Source organism: Candidatus Thiodictyon syntrophicum (genome assembly GCF_002813775.1).
Lineage (GTDB): Bacteria > Pseudomonadota > Gammaproteobacteria > Chromatiales > Chromatiaceae > Thiodictyon > Thiodictyon syntrophicum.
On sequence record NZ_CP020370.1, the window covers coordinates 4,165,270 to 4,189,739 of the forward strand.

The following is a 24,470-nucleotide window of genomic DNA, read 5'->3' on the forward strand; positions in this document are numbered from 1 at the left end:
TATACTTAATTACTAAAGCGTTTGGAAGGCGGACAGCGTGGTCAACGAGATCGATTCGGAGTCCCTGCATGGGCGGCTGACGGCCGGCGAGGACCTTCTGCTGGTGGATATCCGCACCGCGGGGGAGATCGCCGGGGGGGCGCTGCCCGCGGCGCTGGTCCTGCCCATGCACCTGCTGCCGCTGCGTCTGGACGAACTGCCCAGGGACCGGGACCTGGTGCTCTACTGTCGCAGCGGCGCCCGCTCCTACCAGGCCTGCGCCTACCTGATGCAGCAGGGTTTTGCACGGGCCTTGAACCTGCGCGGCGGGATCATCGCCTGGGCCAGGCACGGCTACGCGATCAGCTTCCCGGGGCACTGACGCGAAAGTCCGGGGACAGGGCCCGGTCGCGGCCTTTCCTGCCTTGCCTTTTTAGCGGATTTGGCCTAAAAATAGCCACTCGCGTATTTTCACATATTCTAAAACAGCGAAACTCCGGAGGTACCCCATGGCCCATGACCAAGAACTCGACGCGAGCGGTCTGAACTGTCCCCTGCCGATCCTGCGTGCCAAGAAGACCCTGAACGCGATGGCCGCCGGGCAGGTGCTGCACGTCATCGCCACCGATCCGGGCTCGGTCCGGGACTTCGACGCCTTCGCCAAGCAGACCGGCAACGAACTGACCGAGTCGCGGGAGGAAGGCGGCAAGTTCCATTTTCTGATCACGAAAGGCTGAACCCGGCGACTCACCCCGCCGCCCCCATCATCGTTTGAACCACAGACACGCCGGAGGACCCGATGGCCCAGAAAAAGCTTGCCATCATTGCTACCAAGGGCTCACTGGATTGGGCCTATCCGCCCTTCATCCTTGCCTCGACCGCCGCCGCGCTCGGCTATGAAGTCCAGATCTTCTTTACCTTCTACGGGCTGCAGCTCCTGAAGAAAGACCCGGATCTGAAGGTCACCCCACTGGGCAACCCCGGCATGCCGATGCCCGGCGGCATGGAACGCTTCATGCCGGTGCTGCTCACCACCCTGCCCTTCATGCAGCGCATCATGACCATCATGATGAAGGCCAAGATGAAGAAAAAGGGCGTGGCCAGCATCGAGGAATTGCGCGAGCTGTGCCAGGAGGCCGAGGTCAAGTTGATCGCCTGCCAGATGACCGTGGACCTTTTCGATATGGACCCCACCGCCTTCATTCCCGGGGTGGAGTTCGCGGGCGCCGCCGCCTTCTTTGAGTTCGCCGGCACCAGCGACATTTGTCTGTACATCTGAACGCCGGCCTCGCGGCAACCCGGCGCGGCCGGGGGGCCGCTCCTACGGCGTAGGAGCGGCCCCCGGCCGCGACGGCTATCACCCGCGGCGGTGGCCGGAAAAAACGGGCCGCGCCGCGGACCCGTCCTTAGAAGGTCATCACGAGTTCGATGCCGATCAGGTTGGCGCTCATCTCATATTGGCCGTTGAGCGCATTGGTGCCGTTGACACCGCTGGTGCTGGTGTAGGGCACGGCGCTGCGAACGTTGCGCTTCTCGCCCATGACATACATGTAGCCGGCCTCCACCGAGAAGCCGCGGCCTAAGTCTTGGGCGACGCCGATCCCGAAGGTCTGGCGGTTGTTGTCCGGCACCCGGGCACTGAAGTAGTTGTCGCCCTGGCCGGTCTCGTCGTAGGCATAGCCCAGGCGCAACTGGGTCGTCGGGCGCACCTGCCAGGTCAGGCCCAAGCGATAGGCACCGGAGTTCTTCCAGGCGTTGGTCTCGGTCGAGATCCGGGCGCCGGTGCGATCACCGGTCACGACCAACTGCTGGAATTTGCTCCAACCGGTGTAGCTCCAATCGAATTCGGCCGCCAGTTCCTTGGTGAATTCATAACGGGCGCCGAGTTGCAGGCGCCAGGGCAGGTCCAGATCCAGGCTGGCCGATTGGCCTTGCGGCAAGCGCCCGAGCGCCACCAAGGTCGTGTTGGAGGGGGTGAAATTGCCGCTCAGACCCAGCGTCGAGGCCGAATGGAAGCTGGCACCCAGGCCTAGGGCCCCGACGCGATACAGCAGGCCAAGATTGAAGCCGACCCCGGTCCCGTCCCCGCTCATGGAGCCCAGGTTGGAGTTCAGTTCGGCGGACTTGGCCCAATAGATGTCCAGTCCCGCCGCCAGGCTCAGATCCTCGTTGACCCGAAAGGCCACCGACGGCGCCAAGTCCAGGATCTCGAGCTTGCTGTTGGTCGGGTGACTAGCGGTGGGGATGCTGACGCGCCCGACCGGGGCCGGTAACCGCACCGTCGCGCTCTGACTCAGCGCCGGGAAGGTGCCGTAGGGCCAGCGGGTCTCCAGGCCGAAGGGCGCGGTCAGCCCGAGACCCACCCGCCAGCGGTCGGCGACCTTGATCGCCGCCTGGATCATGGGGACGCCGACCCAATCCGCCCCGTTGCTGTCGTGGCTGCCGCTCGCCGTGGTGACCGAGAACGAGGGGCCGATCATGAGCGCGCCCAGGGCGACACTGGACTTATCGTGGAACCCCATGGCCGCCGCGTTATAGGGGATGGCGCCGAGGTCCTTGGGGTTGGCGACCATGGCATTGGCGGTGCCGATGCCCGCGGTCGAGGCCTCGGGCAGCGAGAACCCGGCGGCGCGCGCGCTGCCGACAGCGGCGAGCGTGCCGATGGCGCCGACGGCCAGGGCCGCGGCCACCGAGCGGGCGATTCTTGAGTACATTACTGGTCCCCCCATGATGATGTCGTTGTCTGTTGTCGATATGCAGCGATCGTCGCATCCACCGGTCCGCGTGAGCCCAGGCTCGCACTGCAGGTTGCTCGCCGAACACAATGAGATAGGTCCCGACGAAGCCCCTGCCGGACCCGGGCCGCAGCCTGGAATCCTTAGTTAATCCGTATATTTAAGAGGAGCGTCTGCGATTCACAACTGTAGGCGAAGCGACGGGGGATTTCCACCATCTTGTTGCGATCAGATGTCAGTAGCAAAAAAACGACAGCAGTCCCGGGGGTCGGAACCGTCGCAAATCACGAAAAGGCCCTTGAAATCACAGTAACACGCGCTCTGGATCAGGTTTTGTTGTGCTATGATGGTCGTCTATCGTCGGAAACCCGCAAACGGGACCATGCCCACCTCCAACCCCGCGCCCACCCCAGCACCCGAGCAACGCCTGGCACAGATCTTCGCCCAACTCGGCACCCCGCAGCAGCGAAGCCTGCTCGCCTTTGCCGAGTTCCTCGCCGCGGGCGGGGCGCCCGCTCCTGATCAGGTCCCACCTCAGGCCCAGTCCCGGACCCAAATTCAGGAACCGACCCCCTTGCCCCGCCCGGACCGAGAGACGGTCATCGCCGCCATCCGCCGCCTTGGCCTGACCTACGCGATGCTCGATCGCGAGCCGATGCTCCACGAGACCGCCGGCCTGATGTCCGCCCATGTCCTGCATGGCCGGACGGCGGCGGCGGTCATCGACGACCTGGAGGCGCTGTTCCGGCGCCGCTACCAGGACTATCGCACGCACCAGGGCCACGCGTCTGGGGAACTGGAAGCCGACGCGCCGGAGGGCGACTGACCGACCATCATGGGCATCGTCACCGACTGGTTCCGCCGCTACCTCTCCGATCCCCAACTGGTCTTCCTGACGCTGCTCCTGCTGATCCTGTTCGCGGTGGTCCTGACCATGGGCAACATGCTGGCCCCGGTGCTGGCGAGCATGGTCATCGCCTACCTGCTGGAGGGTCCGGTGGGTTTCTGCGAGCGCCGGGACCTGGGGCGCACGGCCAGCGTCCTGGTGGTCTATCTGGGCTTCCTGCTGTTCGTCGCCCTGTTCCTGTTCGGGGTATTACCGCTCGTCTCGCGGCAGGTGACCGACCTGGTCCAACAGCTCCCGACCATGATCAACGAGGGGACCCGGGCCCTGGCGGAACTGCCCGGCCGTCACCCCGACCTGGTGACCGCCGAACAGATCGACGAGGTCATCGGCTCACTGCGCGCCGAGACCGTGGCCTTCGGGCAGCGGGTACTGTCCTGGTCCCTCGCCGGCGTGGTCGGGTTCATCACCGTTCTGGTCTATCTGGTCCTGATGCCGCTCCTGGTGTTTTTCTTCCTCAAAGACAAGGACCTGATCCTGGGTTGGTTCAGGCAATACCTGCCCGAATACCGCCGCATCGCGGACTGCGTCTGGGCGGAGGTGGACCGCCAGGTCTCCAACTATATCCGCGGCAAATTCTGGGAAATCCTGATCGTCTGGGCGGCCAACTACATCACCTTTCTGGTCTTCGGTCTGGACTATGCGATGCTGCTGGCCCTGCTGGTAGGGCTCTCGGTCATCGTGCCCTATATCGGGGCCGTGGTGGTCACGGTCCCGGTCGTCCTGATCGCCTGGTTTCAGTGGGGCTGGTCCGGGGAGTTCATCTGGTTCGGTGCGGTCTACACCGTGGTCCAGGCCCTGGACGCCAATATCCTGGTGCCCCTGCTGTTTTCGGAGGTAGTGGACCTGCACCCGGTGGCGATCATCGTCGCCATCCTGGTCTTCGGCGGCCTCTGGGGGTTCTGGGGCGTGTTCTTCGCCATCCCGCTCGCGACCCTGGTCCACGCGATCCTGACCGCCTGGCCCCGCTGGCCCGCGGGGGGAGGTCAAGACCCGTCCTGAGCCCAAACCAGGTGAGTTCGCGCACAGCGCGGACCGCCTTGTGGCCGCCAGTCGACCGGAGGTCGAGGCTTTACCGTGAAAGTCGCGCAGCGACGCTGCGGGAGCGGCTTCCGCCGCGACGAGATTTCGCGGGTTACCCGAGCGTCGTGGGTCACCGCCCCTGCGTCTCTGCGCCTCTGCGTGAGACCTCTTAAAGAATCTCACGCAGAGACGCGGAGACGCAGAGAAGAATCGCGTCAGTCGGGTTACCGTGAAAGCCGCTCCCGCCCGGGGCTTTCATGTTTCGGGGGTGACGGACAACCCCTCATGGCCGTTAGCCGGTCGACCTCGCATCGCAACGGCCCGATCCGGCTAAAGCCTCGACCTCCAGTGCGCAATTGCGGGTTCCGGGATGGACATCAATGACGCAGCGGCACACTTGCGGGTGCCCGCAGCAAGACGTGTCTAAGCTATGATCGGTTTCTACACACCTTCGGACCCCTACCATGCACCTGCACCTGCACCGTCTTGCCTTTGCCCGACCCCGACACCGCCAGTGCCTGAGCGCCGCCGCCCTGCTGACCCTCTCGCTGTCGGCCGCGTCCGCCGGCCTGCCGGAGACGGCGGCCACCGTCAAACGCAGCGTGGTCGCGGTCGGGACCTTCCAGGTAGTGCGCGCCCAACAGCACGAATTGCGTGGGACCGGCTTTGCGGTGGCCGGCAACCACATCGTGACCAATGCCCATGTGGTGTCCGCCAAGCTGGATGCGGACCGGCGCGAGACCTATGCCATCTTCATACCGGCCGGTCGCGATCGGGCCGAGGTGCGCGAGGCCACCCTGGTGCGCAGCGACGGCGCCCATGATCTGGCCCTGCTGCGCTTCAGCGGCGCCCCCCTGCCGGCCCTGCGCCTGGGCAAGAGCACCGAGGCGCGCGAGGGGGAGCCGATCGCCTTCACCGGGTACCCGATCCTCAATGCCCTGGGGCTCTTTCCCGCAACCCATCAGGGGATCATCTCCGCCATCACCCCGGTGGTCATCCCGGTGGGCTCAGGCCGGGACCTGACCACCGAGGTCTTGAAGCGCCTGGACAAGCCTTTCGACATCTTTCAGTTGGATGCCACCGCCTACCCGGGCAATTCCGGCAGCCCACTCTACGCGGTCGGCAGCGCCCGGGTGCTGGGGGTGATCAACAGCGTCTTCGTCAAGGGTACCAAGGAGGTCGCCCTGACCAACCCGAGCGGCATCACCTACGCGATCCCGGTGGACCATGTACGCACCCTGCTTGAGGAGGCCGGGGTCAAGCTCTCGCCCTGACGAGCCGGCCAGCCGACGCCGGACCGGACCGACGCCGCTTCAAGCGGAGGCTCGCGGCGCAGGCGCAGGCGCGCGCGGGCCTCGCCGCCTGCCGGCAGGAGGCCGCCGCCCTGCTCGTCGCCGCTCAGGAGGGCGCGCACGGCATCACGCAGCGCACGGACCGGCGCCTGCGCCGCGCCCACGACAAGGCCGAAGCCTTGGACTCCGGCCCGGGGTTGCCCGGCGGCGGGTGCCTCATCCTGTGCGCCGCTTGCGTCGGCGCTGACTGTAGGCATTTTCTGATTCATTTTCTGATTGTGAGTAAGTACGTCGGATTATTTGATCTGGATCACATTCCAACCGGGCTCGTTAACTACACTCTCTTTGCAGTCGAGGGTTGTGACCCAACCACAACCAGGACGGTTTAGGGGGTTGCGCTTCCGCAATTTCAGGACAATTCAACCAGCAGGCACCCACGTGCCGCGACCCATCGACAACCAGACTTGTCAGCTGAAGAAACAGCGTGCGGACCGACGCTGGGACACCACAGCCGGAACACCTTGGATTACCCACTGCCATGCCGTACTCACGCACCGGGCGCGTGCCGCTTGTTGATGGCCTGTTGTTAACGGCGCTCCTCGTCCTGTTGGTCGGCCCCTGCGCCGCAGCGCCGCAGGCCGCGTCGCCGGTGACGCCCGGTGAACAAGGCAAGACCATGACAATCGATGAGATTTATGCCCGGTGCGGGGTGCCCGGCGACTGCTCGACGCCCGGCCCGTGCGAGCAGACGCGGTGTCGCATTCAGGGGGTGGTCAGCCGTATCAACATCTGGGATCAGCGGCTGCACCCGTGGCTGCCGGAAAGCAAATTCCTGCTTTACAACGCCGCCCAAACACTCAACCTCGAGGTGCGTGTCGTACCCGCCGCGGCCCCGCGCATCCTCGACACGCTGGCCGCGCAGAGCGCGGACTGGGATGGCACGGTCACCCTCAGCGGTACGCTCGTCGGCATTGACCTGCCGATCATGACCGGCTGTCGTCGCGCGCTGATCGTCCTGCTGTCGCCGACCGATTCGCTCGTCATCGGGCAAGGAGGTGCAACGGCCGTCGCTACAGATTAGCCGGGGAGCGGTCGTCCCCTTCTGCCTGCAGCGAACCGATCACGTCAGTCGGGCAGCAGCATCGTCCTTGAGTCCTTTCCCATATGGAGAAGCGCAATGAAATCGCGTATGAATACTCGATCACGGATTATCGCAGGTCTCGCTGTCATTGCCTGCCTGCAATTGACTGCCGTCAGTACCCTGGCCGCGCCGGTCGCACCAGAGCGTGCGCAGATCGTGGCCACCAATTGGATGTTGGATCAAACCGGCATCGCGCATGAAGCATTGCCGGATTTTGACCGCAGCGTCGCAGTCGCCGCCGCGGCTCAGGTCCCGGCCTACTATGTCCTGAACATGAATCCGGGTGGCTGGGCGATCGTCGCGGCCGACGATGCCGCTTATCCGATCATTGCGTACTCGCCAGACGGCACGGCGCAGCGCGACGATGCGCCGCCCGCTTACCTCGAATGGATGAGTAAAGTCAATGATAGTATCCGTGCGGCGGCCCAAGCCGGCGCCCGCCGAACCTCGTCAGGCAGCCTCGCGTCGGACGGCGTAACCGCGGTGATTGCCGACGCCTGGCAGCGCCTGGATGATCCAAGCTTGCAGCCCCAGATACGGACCGGGAATGCCCTGGGCAGCACGGTACTCACAGCGGTCGCACCGCTCCTGGCTACCACCTGGTCACAGGGTACCTACTACAACCAGTTTTGTCCCGCCGATAATGCGGGGCCGGACCGCCACGCACTGGTCGGGTGCTGTGCGACGGCCTTCGGGCAGATCCTGAGATATCACAGCCACCCGGCGACCGGTAATGGCTCACACGCCTATACTCACGCAACCTACGGCACCCTGTCGGCAAATTTCGGCGCCACCACCTACAATTGGGCGGCCATCCCGACAACGGGCAGCCTGTCGACCTACAACAGCGCCGCGGCGACGGTGTTGAGCCAGGCCGGGATCGCACTCGATATGGATTATGGGCCAAGTGGTTCGGGCTGCTACCCGTCAGCCGTCGCACCGGCATTCAGAAATTACTTCCGCTACCTGGCGGACAACATCGTCAATCGCTCAGCCTACAGCGACACCGCGTGGATCGCGAAGATCAAGACGGACCTCGATGCGAGACGACCGGTTTTTTATGTCGGATATGGCAGCGGGGGTCACGCCTTCGTGCTGGATGGCTACGACGCCTCCGACTATTTCCACTTCAATTGGGGCTGGAATGGTGCATACGACGGATACTTCCTGATCAGCAACCTGAACCCGGCCGGCTACAACTTCAACAGCAGCCAGGCGGCCGTGTTCAACATTCGCCCCGCGACTGCGCCGCCCACGGCGCCCACGGCGCTGACCGCGACGGCATCGTCAACCTCACAGATCAACCTGACCTGGACGGACAACAGCAGCAACGAAACCGGGTTCAGGATCGAACGCAAGACGGGGGTGTCCGGGACCTATGCGGAAATCGCCCTGCCGGCCACCAATGTCTCCAGCTTCAGCAACACCGGGCTGACCGCGGGCACCACCTATTACTATCGGGTGCGGGCCTACAACGCCGGCGGGGACTCGGTCAACTCGAACGAGGCGCCCGCCGTGACCTTCACGACAGCCTGCACGTCCGCGAAGACGGCGATCAGCGCGGGCAGCACCTTGGGCGGGACCCTGGCGACGACCGACTGTCGGTCAACGGTGCGCTCGCCGAGCTATTACGATAACTTCACCTTCGCGGTAGCGGCCGGCACGACCTACACGATCACCATGAACTCGAAGTCCTTCGACGCCTTCCTGTACCTGCTCAACGGCGCTTCCGTGCTTGCCGACAATGACAGCGGCAATGGCTCGTGGAATTCCAAGATCGTCTACACCGCAACGACCTCCGGGACCCTGACGATCCACGCGACGTCCCTTAGTGGCGGCGCGACGGGCGCCTACACGGTATCCCTCGCCGGCGGTGCCGGCTGCACGACGACACCGATCAGTGTGGGAAGCACCAGCGGGACCTTGGCGACGACCGATTGTCGCTCCACGGTGCGCGCGGGCAGCTACTACGACAACACCACCTTCGCCGCGACAGCGGGCACGACCTACACGATCACGTTGAGTTCGGCGGCCTTTGACGCCTATCTGTTCCTGCTCAACAGCGCCGGGGGCGTGCTGGCGTCCAACGATGATTACAGTGGGTTCAACTCCCGGATCGTCTACCGAGCGACGACCTCGGGGACCCTGACGATCCACGCGACGGCCTATCATGTCGGCGCGACCGGGGCCTACCTGGTGACGAGAAACTAGCGCCGACAGGGGGCAACGGCGCACCGTCACGCGCGGCGGCGCGCCGCCAAGCCCCTGTGGCGCATCCGATCCCGGCGGCGCAGACCTGGTCTCCCGGTCTTCGCCGCCGCTTTGTTTGCCGTTGCCCTTCATCATGCTGCACTCCGCTTCGACCCGCTGGTTCGAGGTCTTGAGCCCCAAGACCGAGACCGTGCGGGTCGGGGCGCAGGCCTGCTCGGGGAGGTAGGTCATGCACATCGCACGCGACCGTATCAGGGTCCAGATCTGCAAGGACATCAGCGGGCTGCGCCCGGGGGTCGCGGTGCTGGGCAGCGGCCGCTTGCGGTCCATTTCGGCCGCTTCGTCGAGGCGACCGAGCGGCTCCTGAAGGCCGGTCCGCGCAGCGGACCCTACCTAGCCGCCCCGCGGTTGGTTATGCTGCACGCCTGCACCACCCCGCAGGAGGACCTGAGGCGATGAATCCACTGCCGCACTACGACCCCGACGACCCCTACCCGGAGAGCGACGGTCAGCCCATGGCGGAGAACACCGAACAGTATGAATGGCTGGTCAAGATCAAGGAGAACCTGGAGATCCTGTTTACCCAAAACCCGGATGTCTTTGTTGCCGGCGATCTCTTCTGGTATCCGACCAAGGATCGGCAGATCACCGGCCCGGTGGCCCCGGACGTGATGGTCGCCATCGGCCGACCCAAGGGCCGCCGCGGCTGCTACAAGCAGTGGGAAGAGGGTGGCATAGCCCCGCAGGTCGTCTTCGAGATCCTGTCGCCGGCCAACAGCCTCAAAGAGATGGCCGACAAGCGCTCCTTCTATGACAGCTTCGGGGTGGAGGAATACTACGTCTACGACCCCGCGGCCAACCGGCTCGAGGTGTGGCTGCGCCAACAGGGGCGGCTGCACCGGATGTCGCATCTGAAGGGCTGGACCAGCCCGCGGCTCGGTATCCGCTTCGCCCTGAGCGGGGCGACCCTGGAGATCTTCGACCCCGCGGGCCAGCCCTTCCTGACCTCCGTGGAACTGGCCGAGCGCCTCCAGCGTGCGGATGAGCGGGCGGAGTATGAGGCCGCTCGGGCCGAGCACGAGGCCGCGCAAGCGCGACAGGAGCGTGAACGCGCCGCGCGCGAGGGCCTGCGTGCACAGGAGGAGCACGCCCGCGCCGAGCGGCTGGCCGAGCGGCTGCGCGCACTGGGGATCGAGCCCTGAGCCCAGGTCCGCGCGGCAAGCCTCAGAAGTCCCCGAAGGTAGCGAAGTCCCCGCCGTCGTCGAGCAGCGTGTCGTCCTGCGGGTCCGCCTGATCGGGCGCGGCCGGCTCCGGCTCGTTCGCCGGCGGCTCGGCGGCCTTCGCCTCCTGGCCGCCGAAGAGACCGCCCAAGGCGCTGGCGAGCATGACACCGCCCGCCACCCCGGCCGCGGTCGTCAGGGCCGAGGACATGAAACCGCCGCCGCCCGGCTGGCCCTGCCCGAAGGGGCCGCGGCCGGCGGCTGCCGGCACCGCCGGATTGCCCCAGCCCCGACTCTGGGGGGGCTGGGTCCCGTAAGGGGTGCCGGGCGCCATGACCGGCGCGCGCTCAGCCCCCGGCAGCACCGTGCCGACCGACTGGCCCGAACCGCCGCCGAAGAGTCCGCCCAGGAAGCTCCCGCCGCCGGCCGCCGGCGCCGGGCGCTCGGCCAGTTCCTGCTCCAGCTCCTGAATGCGCTGGTACTGCGCCTGCATCGCGTGATCCTGGACGAGGATTACCTGCGCCATGTAATAGGGTGCCGCCGGCTGGGCCCGCAGGGCCTCCGCGATCACTTGCTCCGCGCCGGGATCGCGGGGACCGGACTGCTGCTGCGCCTGCTTCAGCTTGGCGAAGAGCCCGTCGATCAGTTGGCGTTCGTTTTGTTCCATCGTGTCACCTTGAGTGTTGGTTGAAAGTGTTCGCAAGACAGACGCCATATGGGTCCGCCGGCCCGCATTCCCACGCTGCCGGAGCGTGCAAATCGTCGCCGCGGCGAGGCCCCGCGGGCGGGTGCGGGACCAACTGAAGCCTCGACCGCGGTTGCGGACGGACCGCTACCGGCCGTAACGAGGTAAACTGGGGAGATGGATCACCGCTCCGACCCGAATGAGCCAACACCGAGAACCGCCGGATGCACCCGTCGCGCCCACTGCTCCCACTGCTCCCACTGCTCCTGTGTCTCTGGCCGCTGGCCGCGGCGGCGGAGCCCTTCGCGGGCAGCCTGATCGCGGAGAAGGACTGTCCGGCGGGCACCTCGACCAAGCATCAGAAGAATCCGGGGCAGATCCGTCTGGTGCCGGGGCAAAGCTATAGGGTCGTCGCCCGCAACCAGCCGCAGCCGACGCATTACCAAGTGCGCATCGAGTCCGCAGAGCCCAAGGACCGGTGGGTGGAGGCCTCCTGCGGCCGGTTCGCTGCGCCCCTGGCGGCCGCACCCCAGGCGCCGGACCAACCGTCGGCGCCACCCGCGGTAACCCGGGCGGCAACCCCGACCACGGCCCCTGCTGCCGCCGCGCCGGGCGGGATGGACGCCCAGTACGTCCTCGCCGCCACTTGGCAGCCGGCCTTCTGCGAGCCGCGCCCACATCGCCCGGAGTGCCAGGGTCTGACCCCGGAACGGGCCGACGCCCGCCGGTTCTCGCTCCACGGGCTCTGGCCGCAACCGATCGGGCGTGCCTACTGCGGGATCGCACAGCCGGACCGCACCGCCGCCGAGTCGGGTGACTGGAAGCGCCTGCCGCGGCCTGACCTCAGCACAGCCACCCGCGCACAGCTCGAGCAGCAGATGCCTGGGACGGCCGGCAACCTGGAGCGCCACGAGTGGGCCAAGCACGGGAGCTGTTACGGCACGGATGCGGAGACCTACTTCCGGCACGCGCTGGCGCTGCTCGCGCAACTCAACGACTCGCAGGTGCAGCGGCTGTTTGAGTCCAACATCGGCAAACGGCTGCGCGCGGAGGAGGTACGGGCCGCCGTCGCGCGCACCTTCGGTCCGGGCAGCGGGGAGCGGGTGCGGCTGGAGTGCGACCAGGACGGCCTGATCACTGAACTGCGCATCGGGCTCAAGGGGGCGATCACGGACCAGTCGCCCCTGGCCGAGCTGATCCGGGCGGCACCGACGCGCACGGTCGGCTGCCGCGGCGGCTGGGTGGATCGGGCCGGCCCCGGTCGCTAGATCGGAGCGCCAACGCAGGCCCCAGGGGCCCCGGCCACGGCCGGGGCCGCGACTCGATCAGAAATCAACCACCTGCCACCCGTCCGCGGTCTTGGTCAACGCGATTTTTTCGTTCCGGGTAAACAGTTTGACGGCAACGGTAGCGTGCCGATCGTCCTTGATTTGCTCATCGGTGACAGTCGCGCCCTGGAACAGGGTTGCCAGGTCGTCCAGATCTTTCTGCGACGCGGTCTGGCTTCGCAGCGAAGTGAATTCCTCCGCCGCGCTGTCGGCGAAACAGTGGCTCAGCAGTTCACCATTGCGCGCGGTCGCGGCGGCGATCAAAGTTTGCACCGCGGCCCCGGGGGTCGAGAAATTGCCCGCGGCCGGCGCTACGCCGGGGCTGCTCGACGCCGCGGCTGGCGCGCCCGCTCCGCTATCCGGAATCATCGCCACTTTATTGCGGAAAAAAAAGTGCCAACCCGCGCCGCCATTTCTTGTTGTGATCGCAGCCAGTTGCCAGCCGTCGTTCTCCAACTTGATCAGACCGTCGGCGAAGCTGTTGAGGCCCAGATCAGTAATGCCCTGATCGTCGATCAGTTTATATTCAATCGGCGGCTGCGGCAGCGGCCGGTGCCATGGCGATTGCCTGAAATACAGCCAACCAGCAGCACCTTGATCGTTCGCCGTGGTGACGATGAACAGCTCAAATCCCACCTCGCCGAGCTTGTTCATCCCCGCGACCATGTCGCCACCGCCAAGCCGCGCAAGGCTGTCGGGGTCGTGGCGCAAGAATCGCCAATGTGATGAAGGCCCCGCGTCGGTCGGCGTCGCGGCCGGCGGCTGGGCGAGCGCGACCTCAGCACCGCACGCAAGCAGATTGATCAGAATGACAACTGCAACGTAATGACGGACGTTCATTGCGCTATTGCCTCTTGTAGACTGCCTTCGTCTGCTCGTCGCGGAGCCGGTCGGCGTCGAGGAAGGTGAACTGGGTCGCGGCGGCGGGATAATTCAGCTGCGTGCACACGTTGTCGCGGACGCACCACTCCTGGGGCTCCCACCCGGTCGGCTTCTGGCTGAGTTGAAACAGCGTCGAGGAGATGGGCGAGACGGTATAGGTACCCCACACCTGCACGGTCAAACCGAAGTCCCAGCGCTCGAATCGGTTGAAGTTCCCGTTAGCCTCGAGGATCGCAATGCCCTCGACCCGGGCGCCGCCCAGGACCAGGCTGGTATGCCAGGTGCCGACGACCGGCGCGATCAGCGTTGCCGACGGTGGCTGGGGCGATGGCGGTCCGACCCCCGGCGCGGGGGCTGGAGTGGCGAAGGTCGGCGGCAACGGCCTCGGGCCGGGCGGGGGAGCAGGCGATGGCACGGGCCTCAGGTCACCGAACGCGGGGGGCTGCGGACCGGGCGCCGGGGCGGGCGGCGGCGCAACAGGCCGTGGCTCGGCAACGGGCGGCGAGGGCTGAGGGGCCGGCGGCGCTGCGACAGGCAAGGCCGCAACGAGCGATGCCGGGTCAGCGATGCCTTTCAAGGTTCCCTTGAAGGTGCGGTTGGCGATCACGACCTTGGTTTCGCCCGTGGTCGGGTGCTTGAGGATCGACACGTCCGCCATGAACTCGGCCGAAATCGCGCCATCGTCCTCGCAGACAAAGGTCTGGCCGTTGGCGAGCGGGATCTCCTTTCCGGTCTCACAGCCCTCAAACAAGATAAAATCATAGCCTTCAGCCACTTCGACCTCAGTCGTGCTGACCAGGACGAAACCCTTCCCTTGATAGAACGCGACGGTGTCGTCCTCGACTCGGTCGGAGTCCTCGGCGTCGGCAGGGCTGGCACCGGCGACGACGAGTAGTACGGACAGCCAGAGTACATGCCGGGCAGCGACGCAATGGGTATTCATAGGGGGAGCGCCATGACGCAATGGAAAATCGGCTCGCAGGGGCGATTCATACGCATGAGTGTAGCCAAGGCAGGGGAGGTCGGCAAGGGACCCGCGGTGCCGGACCAGGGTCCCGTCAAAGTCCGGGGGCTTGACGTAGCGGCGGGGGCCTCGGGCGATGCGAAGCGCGCGGGTGACGGTCGGGCGGTAGATCTGGCGAAGACGATCGCGGGGTTGGGCGAGGCGCGCGAAGGGGAAGTGCGCGGGCGCAGGCGAGCGCCAGCCTCCGCCGGAGCGGCCGTGCGTCAGCGTCAGCGGCGTCGGGTGTCAGACGCCGATGGCGGCCAGGGCCCGGCGCGGTTGGTGAGCGAAGGCGCGCAGGGCGCTGGCGATATTGGTAAAGCCGTGCAGACGAGCCAAGGCGATGGCGAAGTTGCGCAGGCTGGCCATGATGGCCGGTCCGTGGCCGACGCGCACGCGCGAGCGATCCTCGTCGAAGGTGACGTCGCGGACATAATGGGAGCGGTTCTCGATGCCCCAGTGGCCGCGGTTGAGTTGCAGGAGTCGCGGCGGGTCGGCCAACTGCGGTGGCAGGCTGGTCACGGCGAACACCGTCTCGTCGCGTTGCTTGCCCGACGTGAGTTCGGTGACGGCGCGTTCGATGCGACAGACCTGGGCGACGTGGGGGAAGTTGACGTAGTCGTTGAGGGCCGTGGAGGCCATCAAGCGGCGCTGCTCCAGGCGCCCATGGCCCTTATCGAGGGTCGTGGTGCAGAGGGGGGAAATGCGCCTCGGTCAGGGCGCTGAGGTCGGCATAGAGGGTGGGCTGATTTTCTTTGACCGTGAAAAAATAGTGGGCCTGTTTCTCCTCGACCAGGAAGCGCGCGGTCTCGCGTTGGGTATGCAGCGCATCGGCGGTGACCACCCGTCCCGTGAGGTCCAAGGGTGCGAGCAGCGGTTTGAGCTCCGGGATCTCGTTGGTCTTGGCCGGGATCTCGCGCTGCGCCACGGTCACGCCCTGATCTTGGAGGAACGCGCTGAGCAGATGCACCTGGGTGCCGTCGGGGCGCACCGCCCCGCGCAGGGCCTTACCATCGACGGCCACGGCATCGTCGGCAGCGACGAGGCCGAGCAGCCAGTCACTCAAGGTGGCATCAATGGCGGCAACGTCGCTGGCTTGCAGGACGCGGCGCAAGGTCGGCTCGGAGGGTGGCTCGAAGCGCTCGGTGCGGGGATTGTAGCGGGCGTGTAGACGCTTGAGTTGGGCCTGGGTCAGGCGCGCTGCCCACTCGGCGAGCGCGGTATAGCCGCGGTTGCCGGCGAGTACGGCGGCGAGGCCGATGCTCAACACCGTGGCCTGGGGATGGCGTTTACCGCGCGGACGGCGCCGATCGGGCAGCGCGCGCAGACGCTGCTGCAGGTCCTGCATCTGGGCCGTGGTCAGGGTGACGGATTGCATTGGCGTGCTCCAAGGGGCGGGTAGCACGGGGGCGCACAACAGCGCCCGGGCGCGTGGGTGCAACGGATAGACGAGTGCCTGCTTGGGTTCGCCATGGGGGGTATAGCGGCCGTTGCAGCGCGCAAAGCCGCGCGTGGTGCCGACCACCTGCCAGTTGGCGGCGCGGTAACAGGCACCGGTAAAACGCGTTGGATCGACGAAGGTCTCGGCCAGCAACAGGCGGTGACCATGGACGCGCAGCCAATCGTCGGACAGGCGCCGCAGGTTCAGCGCCAGGATGCGCGAGGCCAGATTAGGGACGCGCCCGGTGGCGGGGAGGATCAAGAACCGGGCGTTGTTGGCCAGCAGATGCAGGCGTTGATAGTGCAGCACCCGCGGCCAACCGATCCAGGCATCGCGGGCCGCGCACTTGAGCGCCGCCGCCTGCCAGCCGAGCAGCGCCAGCCAGCACCCATCAAGCGTGGCAACGTAGCGTAAGGTCTTGCCGAATAACGAGCGTAGGCCCAGGTAATGATGCGCCTCGACCAGCGCATCCCACGCGTCCCGCTCCCCGGGCAGGATCAGGCGGACCTCCAGACGCCGGAGTAACTCCGACGCGGGGCGGCAGGACTGGCAAGGAATTTCGGCCATGCCGACTGTTGTAAGACATTTCGGGCCGAAAATCCAGTTCTGCGAACATCGGTCACAAGCTCAAGGGGCTACGGGTGAACTCGACGGAGCCCTGGGTGCCGGACAGCACGCGCCCCTGGTCCCGGCCAGCACCCCATCCGCCAGTGGACTGCACTAGTGTCGCAGGCCAAGGTCCTCCACCGGCTTGCCGGTGCGTGCGGCGATCAGCGCCATGATCTGCCGCGGCCTGGAGCAGAGGTTCCGGGTGAGCATAAAATCGCCCTGCACCGTATGCAGTGTGTATTCATCGACGACCATGGGCAGCAGCATCGGATAGTAGCAGCGGTACGCGTGAGTCAGCCGCTCGATCTCACTCCAGCCCAGTTGCACCGCCCGCTCGCCACGCAGCCAGCCACCAGCCCAAACCGGTAGCCGCAAGGTGATCCCGAATTCGTCTACGACAACGCGGGTGCGCAGCAGGCGCGGCACGCGGGTCAGCAGCCAGAGACCGGTCCCGCCCGCCGGGACGCTGACGCAAGCAAGGGCGCAGAGTGTGTCCTTTGCCACCACGGCAAACACCATCGCCAGGGCCAGCAACGCCGCACCGAGCAGGCCGAAGATCAGGATGACCCAACGGCTGGTTCGGAAGTGGTGGCAGTCGGCCATCTGCTGCGCCGCGGTCCTTGCGGCCTTGCCTGAGACAGTGGGGCTAGACCCGCCGCGCGGCCATCATCCGCTCGATGATGGGCTGGAGGATGATCTCCATCGCCATCCCCATCTTGCCGCCGGGCACTACCATGCTGTTGCGCCGGGACATGAAGGAGTCCTTGATCATGGACAGCAGGTAGGGGAAATCGATTTCCAGCTTATCGGGCTCGCGGAAGCGGATGATGACGAAGCTCTCGTCCGGGGTGGGGATGTCCCGGGCGATGAAGGGGTTGGAGGTGTCCACCGTCGGCACCCGCTGGAAGTTGATGTCGGTCAGCGAGAACTGGGGCGTGATATGCAGGATATAGTCCGGCATCCGCCGCATGATGGTGTCGACGATGGCCTCGGCCGAGTAGCCGCGCTCCAGGTTGTCCCGGTGGATCTTCTGGATCCACTCCAGGTTGACGATCGGCACCACACCCACGCCCAGGTCCACATGTTGGGCGACGTTGTCCTCGTCGGTGACGACCAGTCCGTGCAGACCCTCGTAGAACAGCAGATCGGTGCCCTCCGACAGGCCCTCCCAGGGAGTGAACTGACCGGCCTTCAGCGTCGTGCCAAGCCGGGCGTTCTGCTCCGTCGCCTCCTCGTCGCTGTGGATGTAGTAGCGTTTCTTGCCGGTGCCGGTCTCCCCGTAGGCGTGGAACAGTTCCGCCAACAGCTTGAAGTGATTGGCGTCCGGTCCGAAATGGCTGAGATTGCGGCCTTCCGCCGCGAACGTGGCCATCGCGGTCTTCATGGCCACACGGTCGTAGCGGTGGAAGCTGTCACCCTCGACGACGGCGGCACTGATGCCGTCGCGGTAAAAGATGTGCTCGAAGGCGCGCTTGACGGTAGTAGTACCGGCCCCGGAGGACCCGGTAACGGCGACGATCGGGTGCTTTCTTGACATTGCGGTCTCCCCTCTTCTCTCTCTCTGCGGTCCGGCACTTCGCAGCGCCCAGGGGCCCGGCGCGGCCGGCTTCCGGGGTGGAGGCCATGGGCGGCACGCACAAGCGCTTCATGATTGGCTAATATACCATGGGTCGCGGGACGGGGCGCCAGCGGAGATTGCCCGGCTGGGCGGCTTCGGGATCGCCGGTGGTCTTCTTCGATGACGGCAAAGCGGGGGTTGAACTGTCGCGTTGAAAGCTCTATATTACATATTTAAGTGGTCAATAATCTACACATGTTCCGAATCGGAGAAGCTGCCAGGCGTTTGGCGTCTCGTCGGAAACCGTGCGCCGCTGGGAGATCAGCGGCAAGATTAGCTCGAACGCACCCCCGGCGGACAACGGCGGTGGAGGTTGTCGTTCTCAACCAAGGCCAGGACACCACATGTGAGGAGGACCTTGCGACCGACGTGCTTGAACTCATCACTGTCTTTTCCGCCCGCTGATATAGCAGTCGTTCGCCCAAGAATAGAAAACTGCTTGATGACATCACACAGGCCGTAGCGGATTCCCAACCATGATCCTGTCGCACAAGATCGCGCTTGATCCCAACAACACCCAGCGCACCTATTTGGCGCGGGCCGCCGGGACCGCGAGCTTCGCCTACAACTGGGCGCTGGCGCAATGGCAGGAGCAGTACCAGGCGTGCCAGGACAACCCGCTGTTAGCCAAGCCCAGTGAGGGCGCCTTGCGCCGACAGTTGAACGCCATCAAGCGCGAGCAATTCCCCTGGATGCTCGAAGTAACCAAGTGCGCGCCCCAGCACGCCATCATGCAGTTGGGCGAGGCCTTCAAGAACTTCTTTGCCGGGCGCGCCAAGTACCCGCGCTTCCACAAGAAAGGTCGCAACGACAGCTTCGCCCTGGACAATGGGCAATTCGTTCTCGACCGTTCGCGTATCCGCCTCCCCCATCTGGGTTGGGTGCGGGTACGCGAGACGTTGCGTTTTCCCGGCAAGATTTTGTCGGCAACGATTTCTCGCACGGCTCACCGCTGGTTCGTCGCCGTCGTCGTGGATACCGATCAGACCCTCACCCGTCCCGCCGAAAACCAAGGCGTGGTGGGTGTCGATCTGGGTGTCACGACCCTGGTGACCCTTTCCAACGGCGAGCAAGTCATCGGCCCCAAGGCCCACAAGGCCGTTTTGAAGCGGATGGCGAGGCTCAATCGCCGTCTCGCGCGCAAGGTGAAATTTTCGCGCAACTGGCGCCAGGCCAAAGCCAGGCTGGCCCGTCTTCATGCCCGCATCGCCAACGTGCGTCTGGACGCCCTGCACAAACTCACCTCTGATCTGGCGCGGCGCTTCCATACCATCGGCATCGAAGACCTGAACGTCAGCGGCATGGTGCAGAATCGGCACCTGGCGCGCGCCGTCTCGGACATGAGCTTCTTCGAGTTCCGGCGGCAGTTGGACTACAAGATCGCCATGCGCGGCGGTGTCGTGGTGTCCGCTGATCGCTGGTATCCCAGCAGCAAGATCTGCTCGGGATGCGGTCATAAGATGGATTCCCTGCCGTTGTCCATACGGCACTGGGACTGCCCGGCCTGTGGCGCCCGCCACGACCGGGATCTGAATGCGGCGATTAACCTCGCCAAGTACGCCGCGAGTTCCGCGGTGTCTGCCTGTGGAGGGGAAGGCGCTGGCGCGGGCCGCAAGGCGCGCACGAAACCGGCCCCGGTGAAGCAGGAAGTCAACTTTGTTCATGTTTGCGCATGAATGTGTCAGTTTGACAGAACGGCAACGATGACATCCAAGCGGGGGTTTGCGGGACTGCCGAAGGACCTGACGGCGAACGCCGAGTTCCAGTCCACGGTGGTCCGGCTGGGGGTCTGGTGCTTCGGCACCCTGTATATCTCGCTCGCGGCCTGGAACAACTATTACAAGGTCGATGTCCCCTACTTCCTCACCCTGTTCGCGATCCTCCTGGCCGTCATCCTGGGGATCTTCGTCAGCGTCCTGATCCGCCCTGACTGGCCGGCCCGGCGCTATCTGTCCCTGAGTGTGGATATCGTGGCCATCAGCCTGGCGATCTTCATCACGCGGGAGGCGATCAGCCCCTTTTACCTGCTTTACATCTGGATCTTCATCTCCGCGGGGACCCGCTACAGCGCCCGCCATCTGCTGGTGGCGTCAGCGGAGGCGGTGATCGCCTACAGCCTGGTACTGAGCGCCCTGGACGTGTGGTCCAGACACACCTATGAGGCGGTGTTCTTTCTCCTGCTCCTGGTGCTCCTGCCGCTCTACCAGTATGCCCTGCTGCGGCGGGTACAACGGGCCAAGGACGAGGCGGAGCGGGCCAACAAGGCCAAGGGCGACTTTCTCGCCTTCATGACCCACGAGCTGCGCACCCCGCTGACCGGCGTGATCGGCATGATCGAGTTGCTCAAGACGACGCCACTGGACGCCGAGCAGCGCGACTATGTGGCCGCGGTCGCCAACTCCACCCAGGTGTTGAGCGCCCTGATCGGCGACATCCTGGACTTCTCCAAGATCGATGCCGCCAAGCTCAGGCTGGAGCAGTTGCCCTTCAACCCGCGCTTGCTGGTACGCGAGGTCTGCGGGGTGCTGGAGGGTCTGGCCCTGGCCGCGGAGGTGGAGTTGATCTGCGACGTGGCGGCGCAGGTACCCCGGACCATCATCGGCGACCCGCTGCGGGTGCGCCAGATCCTGTTCAATCTGGTCGGCAACGCGGTCAAGTTCACCACGCAGGGCGAGGTCCGGGTACGAATGACCGTGCGGCCCCCGGAGGCGGAAATCGGTGCACCCCACCTGCTGCTGGAGGTGGAGGATACCGGGGTCGGCATCCCGACCGATAAGATCGCGCATATCTTCGAGAGCTTCAGCCAGGCGGACACCTCCACCACCCGCCGCTTCGGCGGCTCCGGCCTGGGCACCACCATCGCGTTGGAACTGTCGCGCCTGATGGGCGGCACCATCGGCGTGGTCAGCGAGGAGGGCCAAGGCAGCCGCTTCTGGGTGCGGCTGCCGCTGCTGGACGGCGCGGCGGCGGCGCCCTCCCCCTGCGCTGACCTGACCGGGCGGCGCGCCCTGGTGCTGGAGGCCAACCAGACCCAGCGCGAACTGGTCTGCGCGGCCTTGCGCGGCGCGGGGGCGACCTGTCACGCGGTCGCCGAGCCCGACGCGGTTGCAAGGCTCGGAATCGGCCCCGGGGACCTGGACTTGCTGGTGATTGCCGATCGTCTGGAGGGGCGCAACCTGGCGGCGACCCGCGCCCAGGTGAGCGAGTCCCTGGGCTGCGGCAGGGGGGGCGGCGAACTGCCCTGCCTCTTCCTTACCTACGCGGCACGGCGGCCCGCGGGGCGCGCCGAGGGGACCTGCTGCCTGGGCAAGCCCTTCCTCGCCGAGGACCTGGTCGGCGCAGTCGCGGGACTGCTGGGCCTCCTGCCCGAGTCCGCACCCTGCTGCGAGCCGCAGCAACCGGGCTTTGCCGGCGCCACCGCGGCCTCGGTCGCCGGCATTCGGGTCCTGGTCGCCGAGGACAACGAGATCGCCGCCCGCGTGGTCACGACCTTCCTGACCAAGATGGGCATCGCCTTCACCCGCGTGGTGGACGGCGAGCAGGCCCTGCGCGAGGCCCTCGCCGGGACCTACGGCATCGCCATCGTCGATCTGCGGATGCCCAAGCTCGACGGCATCACCTTCGCACGCCGCTACCGCATCCTGGCCCCGGAGCGACCACTGCCCATCGTCGCCCTCACCGCCAACGCCTCGCAGGAGATCAGGCAGGACTGTCTGGACGCCGGCATGGTCGACTTCCTGGCCAAGCCGGTCAGCCCGGAACTGCTGCGCGAGACTATCGAGCGGCTGGCGGTGCGCAGTTAGCCCGGATATCTCACCCTCGCTTCACGCCGTCGTTATCCAGCCCTTCTCTTGACTGGCGGTCGAGTATTTAGTTTGCAGCAGGCGCGTCAATTCTTCGGCGGGCATCGGGCGCCCGAACCAATAACCCTGGGCCTGATCGCAACCCGCGGCCAGCAGAAAATCGCGTTGCGCCTCGGTTTCCACGCCCTCAGCCAGCACCGCAAACCGCATGGTGGCGCCCAAGGCGATGATCGAGCGGGCGATAGCGGCACCGTTCTCGTCATCCGGCAGGTACTGCACAAAGCTCTGGTCGATCTTCAACTTGTCCGCGGGCAGACCCTGGAGACGCGCCAATGAGGAATAGCCCGTGCCGAAATCATCGATACTGATCATCACGCCCCGCCGGCGCAATGTATTGAGCAACTGGACGATCTCCGGATCCACCTGCATCAACGCCGTTTCGGTGATTTCCAGTTCCAGGCACCCCGCCGGGAGGCCCGTCTCCGCGAGCGCCCGGTCTACCTGCGCCGGCAGGTCCCCACGCTGCAATTGCAGGCCGGAGACATTGACTGCAATCCGATCGATCGCGTAACCGGCATCCAGCCAGGCGCGCCCCTGCCGACAGGCCACCTGCAGTACCCAGGCGCCCACTTCGTCAATCAGCCCGGTGTCCTCGGCGACGGGAATGAATCGCGCCGGTGGGATCATACCTTGTTCGGGGTGCCGCCAGCGTGCCAGCGCCTCGACCCCGGCGATCCGGCCCGTGCGCAGGTCGATTTGCGGTTGGTAATGCAACAGCAACTGGCCTTGTTCGATCGCCTTTCTCAGTTGGACTTCCAGCGTCATGCGCTCGACCGCGACAGCGGTCAGATCATCGGAATAGAATTGATAGTTGTGGCGCCCCTTCTCCTTGGCGCGGTACATGGCGGTATCGGCGTTCTGCAACAGCGTGTCGACCGCTTGGCCATCGCGTGGATAAACGCTCACGCCGATACTGGCGGAGAGCTGCAACTCATGCGTGCCCAGCGCAATCGGGGCGTCGAGCGTCGTGATCAAGCGATGCGCGAACACGGCGGCTTCCTCCCAGGAATCCAGGTGCTCGGCCAAGACCACGAACTCGTCGCCGCCCAGTCGGGCGAGCGTGTCTTCGGCGCGGATCGCCGTCTGAAAACGTTCGGCCGCCGACCGCAGCAAGGCGTCGCCCAGGGCGTGGCCGAGGCTATCATTGATCCGCTTAAAGCGGTCCAGATCGATGAACAACACCGCCACGAGCGCAGACTGGCGTGCGGCGATTTGCAGGGCATGTTCCAGCCGCGCACACAACAGCAGACGGTTGGATAAGCCGGTCAGGGAATCGTGATGGGCCAGAAACTCCAGTTGCGTCTGGTAATCCTTTATCTGGGCAATGTCGGTAAACACCCCGACGCATTGGGTCAAACGCCCGGCGGCATCCCGTACCGCGCTGAGCGTCAGCCACACCGGATAGAGTTCCCCGTTGTACCGGCGATTCCACACCTCACCCCGCCAGGTGCCCGTCGCGATCATGGCCTCCCAGCTGCTACGATAGAAGGCCGGGGTCTGGCGTTCGGAGCCCAGTTGATCGAATGGTTGACCGATGATTTCCTGATCCGGGTAGCCGGTGATGTCGGTGAAGGCCCGGTTGACCGCCTGAATCCGGCCCCCGGCGTCGGTGATCATCACGCCCTCCTGGGCATTGTCGAATACCACATCACGCACCCGAAGAGCGCGTAACAGCCGGGAGCGATCATTCTGAACCTTAAGTAGTACGCCTAACAGCAGGGTTGTAAATAACTGCAGCAGGCCCAGCGCCGGACCGGCCTCCCGGAACAATTGCAAGCCCACTGCCGGGGGCGGGATCAGCAGCAACGACCAGGGCTCCAGGATCGTAACCACCACGCTACCGGCCAGCAGCGACCGATACGACTGAAGCGGCAGGAAGCGGGCCAGGGGTGGCGCGCTCAGCGCCAGCAATGCACCATACTCAAGCGCCAGTCCGATGGCGCCGGGCAGGGCGCCGCTACCGCCCAGCCACAGGCGATAACCGATCATCGCCAGGGTAGTTGTCATGCCCACGACCCATCCCCCGAACAGGGTCGCACAGACCACGATAGCGCCCCGGGGATCAGCGATGACCCCTGCCATCAGGATAACAGGAGCGTACAGCGTATAGAGACCGACCAGGGCGAACAGGAACGACTTGGCGACCAGATTAAGCCGGGGTCGGTCGCCGCCGGAGAGATAACCGTCAATGAAACTGTAGGCCGCGAAAATAATAAATATTTTGCCGCTCAGCGTCGCCGCGTTAAATAGGAGATCGGACACTCGTATACTCGATGACCATGGATCGGAATCCGCACCTGGTAGCCGAAACGTCAGTCAGGCCGGGACCTCCCGGACCTGATCCGACTCGGACGGGACGGGCACCGCGAACGGCGGCGCAGGCCCGGTCCGAGCAAGCATGACCAACAGGGCGCCGAGGTCGGCGTCCAGGCGGCGATGCCGGCCTTGATGTCGGCCCCTGGAACCTGCGCACCGCGGGCCGTTGCAAGCCCCTGCGCCCGCAGACGCACAGTCCCGCCCCCGAGCGTGGCGGCCG

The 24,470-nt window shown here is 65.7% G+C and carries 22 protein-coding genes and 1 pseudogene; 14 read left to right on the plus strand and 9 right to left on the minus strand.

Going from position 1 to position 24,470, the window contains the following annotated elements:
* Window positions 1-37: 37 nt before the first annotated feature.
* The 3 genes from THSYN_RS17435 (at window position 38) to dsrE2 (ending at window position 1,258) form a co-directional block, all read left to right on the plus strand.
* Complete coding sequence (locus THSYN_RS17435) at window positions 38-361, plus strand: rhodanese-like domain-containing protein (protein ID WP_100920254.1); 324 nt, start codon at window positions 38-40, stop codon at window positions 359-361.
* Between the two features lie 127 nt (window positions 362-488).
* Window positions 489-716, plus strand: coding sequence for a sulfurtransferase TusA family protein (locus THSYN_RS17440; RefSeq protein WP_100920255.1), 228 nt, complete (start codon window positions 489-491; stop codon window positions 714-716).
* 62 nt (window positions 717-778) lie between these two features.
* Entirely contained in the window at window positions 779-1,258 is a 480-nt protein-coding gene (gene dsrE2, locus THSYN_RS17445) for a sulfur carrier protein DsrE2 (RefSeq protein WP_100920256.1), read from the plus strand.
* 127 nt (window positions 1,259-1,385) lie between these two features.
* Here the strand turns inward: dsrE2 and THSYN_RS17450 are convergent, their stop codons facing one another.
* Window positions 1,386-2,693: an OmpP1/FadL family transporter gene (locus THSYN_RS17450; RefSeq protein ID WP_100920257.1), complete on the minus strand. Its 1,308-nt coding sequence runs from the start codon at window positions 2,691-2,693 to the stop codon at window positions 1,386-1,388.
* 403 nt (window positions 2,694-3,096) lie between these two features.
* Between THSYN_RS17450 and THSYN_RS17455 the strand changes: the two genes are divergently transcribed.
* The 7 genes from THSYN_RS17455 to THSYN_RS17480 all read left to right on the plus strand — a co-directional run bounded on the left by THSYN_RS17455 (window position 3,097) and on the right by THSYN_RS17480 (window position 10,487).
* On the plus strand, window positions 3,097-3,540 hold the full coding sequence (locus tag THSYN_RS17455; protein ID WP_100922478.1) for a hypothetical protein: 444 nt from the start codon (window positions 3,097-3,099) through the stop codon (window positions 3,538-3,540).
* Window positions 3,541-3,549: 9 nt separating this feature from the next.
* Window positions 3,550-4,620, plus strand: coding sequence for an AI-2E family transporter (locus THSYN_RS17460; RefSeq protein WP_100920258.1), 1,071 nt, complete (start codon window positions 3,550-3,552; stop codon window positions 4,618-4,620).
* A gap of 485 nt (window positions 4,621-5,105) precedes the next feature.
* Entirely contained in the window at window positions 5,106-5,915 is an 810-nt protein-coding gene (locus tag THSYN_RS17465; RefSeq protein WP_100920259.1) for a S1C family serine protease, read from the plus strand.
* Window positions 5,916-6,471: 556 nt separating this feature from the next.
* On the plus strand, window positions 6,472-7,014 hold the full coding sequence (locus THSYN_RS17470) for a hypothetical protein (RefSeq protein ID WP_100920260.1): 543 nt from the start codon (window positions 6,472-6,474) through the stop codon (window positions 7,012-7,014).
* A 96-nt stretch (window positions 7,015-7,110) separates the two neighbouring features.
* Entirely contained in the window at window positions 7,111-9,285 is a 2,175-nt protein-coding gene (locus tag THSYN_RS17475) for a C10 family peptidase (RefSeq protein ID WP_100920261.1), read from the plus strand.
* Between the two features lie 229 nt (window positions 9,286-9,514).
* A complete protein-coding gene (locus THSYN_RS34030) occupies window positions 9,515-9,652 on the plus strand; it encodes a hypothetical protein (protein ID WP_157817751.1) in 138 nt (45 codons plus the stop codon).
* Window positions 9,653-9,740: 88 nt separating this feature from the next.
* Window positions 9,741-10,487, plus strand: coding sequence for a Uma2 family endonuclease (locus THSYN_RS17480; protein ID WP_100920262.1), 747 nt, complete (start codon window positions 9,741-9,743; stop codon window positions 10,485-10,487).
* A gap of 22 nt (window positions 10,488-10,509) precedes the next feature.
* On the opposite strand, the gene THSYN_RS17485 is transcribed toward THSYN_RS17480, so the two are convergent.
* Window positions 10,510-11,172: a DUF2076 domain-containing protein gene (locus THSYN_RS17485; RefSeq protein ID WP_100920263.1), complete on the minus strand. Its 663-nt coding sequence runs from the start codon at window positions 11,170-11,172 to the stop codon at window positions 10,510-10,512.
* Between the two features lie 242 nt (window positions 11,173-11,414).
* Here THSYN_RS17485 and THSYN_RS17490 point away from each other — a divergent pair, with 242 nt between their 5' ends.
* Complete coding sequence (locus tag THSYN_RS17490) at window positions 11,415-12,458, plus strand: ribonuclease T2 family protein (protein ID WP_100920264.1); 1,044 nt, start codon at window positions 11,415-11,417, stop codon at window positions 12,456-12,458.
* A 57-nt stretch (window positions 12,459-12,515) separates the two neighbouring features.
* On the opposite strand, the gene THSYN_RS17495 is transcribed toward THSYN_RS17490, so the two are convergent.
* The 6 genes from THSYN_RS17495 to THSYN_RS17520 all read right to left on the minus strand — a co-directional run bounded on the left by THSYN_RS17495 (window position 12,516) and on the right by THSYN_RS17520 (window position 17,990).
* The gene (locus THSYN_RS17495) at window positions 12,516-13,358 is read right to left on the minus strand and encodes a hypothetical protein (protein ID WP_100920265.1); all 843 of its coding nucleotides are present in this window, start codon (window positions 13,356-13,358) and stop codon (window positions 12,516-12,518) included.
* A gap of 4 nt (window positions 13,359-13,362) precedes the next feature.
* A complete protein-coding gene (locus THSYN_RS17500) occupies window positions 13,363-14,343 on the minus strand; it encodes a hypothetical protein (protein ID WP_100920266.1) in 981 nt (326 codons plus the stop codon).
* 306 nt (window positions 14,344-14,649) lie between these two features.
* Window positions 14,650-15,045 (minus strand): hypothetical protein, encoded by a 396-nt coding sequence (locus THSYN_RS36570; protein WP_100917962.1) that lies wholly within the window; start codon window positions 15,043-15,045, stop codon window positions 14,650-14,652.
* 31 nt (window positions 15,046-15,076) lie between these two features.
* Window positions 15,077-16,411, minus strand: a complete 1,335-nt coding sequence (locus THSYN_RS17510) for an ISAs1 family transposase (RefSeq protein WP_216644545.1) — start codon at window positions 16,409-16,411, stop codon at window positions 15,077-15,079.
* A 153-nt stretch (window positions 16,412-16,564) separates the two neighbouring features.
* A complete protein-coding gene (locus THSYN_RS17515; protein ID WP_100920267.1) occupies window positions 16,565-17,056 on the minus strand; it encodes a hypothetical protein in 492 nt (163 codons plus the stop codon).
* Window positions 17,057-17,099: 43 nt separating this feature from the next.
* Entirely contained in the window at window positions 17,100-17,990 is an 891-nt protein-coding gene (locus tag THSYN_RS17520; RefSeq protein WP_100920268.1) for a phosphoribulokinase, read from the minus strand.
* A gap of 387 nt (window positions 17,991-18,377) precedes the next feature.
* On the opposite strand from THSYN_RS17520, the pseudogene THSYN_RS37340 reads away from it, so the two are divergent.
* The 3 genes and pseudogenes from THSYN_RS37340 to THSYN_RS17535 form a co-directional block, all read left to right on the plus strand.
* Window positions 18,378-18,551 (plus strand): annotated as a pseudogene (locus tag THSYN_RS37340) (IS607 family transposase); the annotation flags it as partial.
* On the plus strand, window positions 18,548-19,747 hold the full coding sequence (locus tag THSYN_RS17530) for an RNA-guided endonuclease InsQ/TnpB family protein (protein WP_100920269.1): 1,200 nt from the start codon (window positions 18,548-18,550) through the stop codon (window positions 19,745-19,747). The pseudogene THSYN_RS37340 and the gene THSYN_RS17530, both read left to right, overlap by 4 nt.
* Window positions 19,748-19,774: 27 nt before the next feature.
* Window positions 19,775-21,874 (plus strand): ATP-binding protein, encoded by a 2,100-nt coding sequence (locus THSYN_RS17535; RefSeq protein WP_172965305.1) that lies wholly within the window; start codon window positions 19,775-19,777, stop codon window positions 21,872-21,874.
* 21 nt (window positions 21,875-21,895) lie between these two features.
* On the opposite strand, the gene THSYN_RS17540 is transcribed toward THSYN_RS17535, so the two are convergent.
* Window positions 21,896-24,196: a putative bifunctional diguanylate cyclase/phosphodiesterase gene (locus THSYN_RS17540; RefSeq protein ID WP_100920270.1), complete on the minus strand. Its 2,301-nt coding sequence runs from the start codon at window positions 24,194-24,196 to the stop codon at window positions 21,896-21,898.
* Window positions 24,197-24,470: the final 274 nt, after the last annotated feature.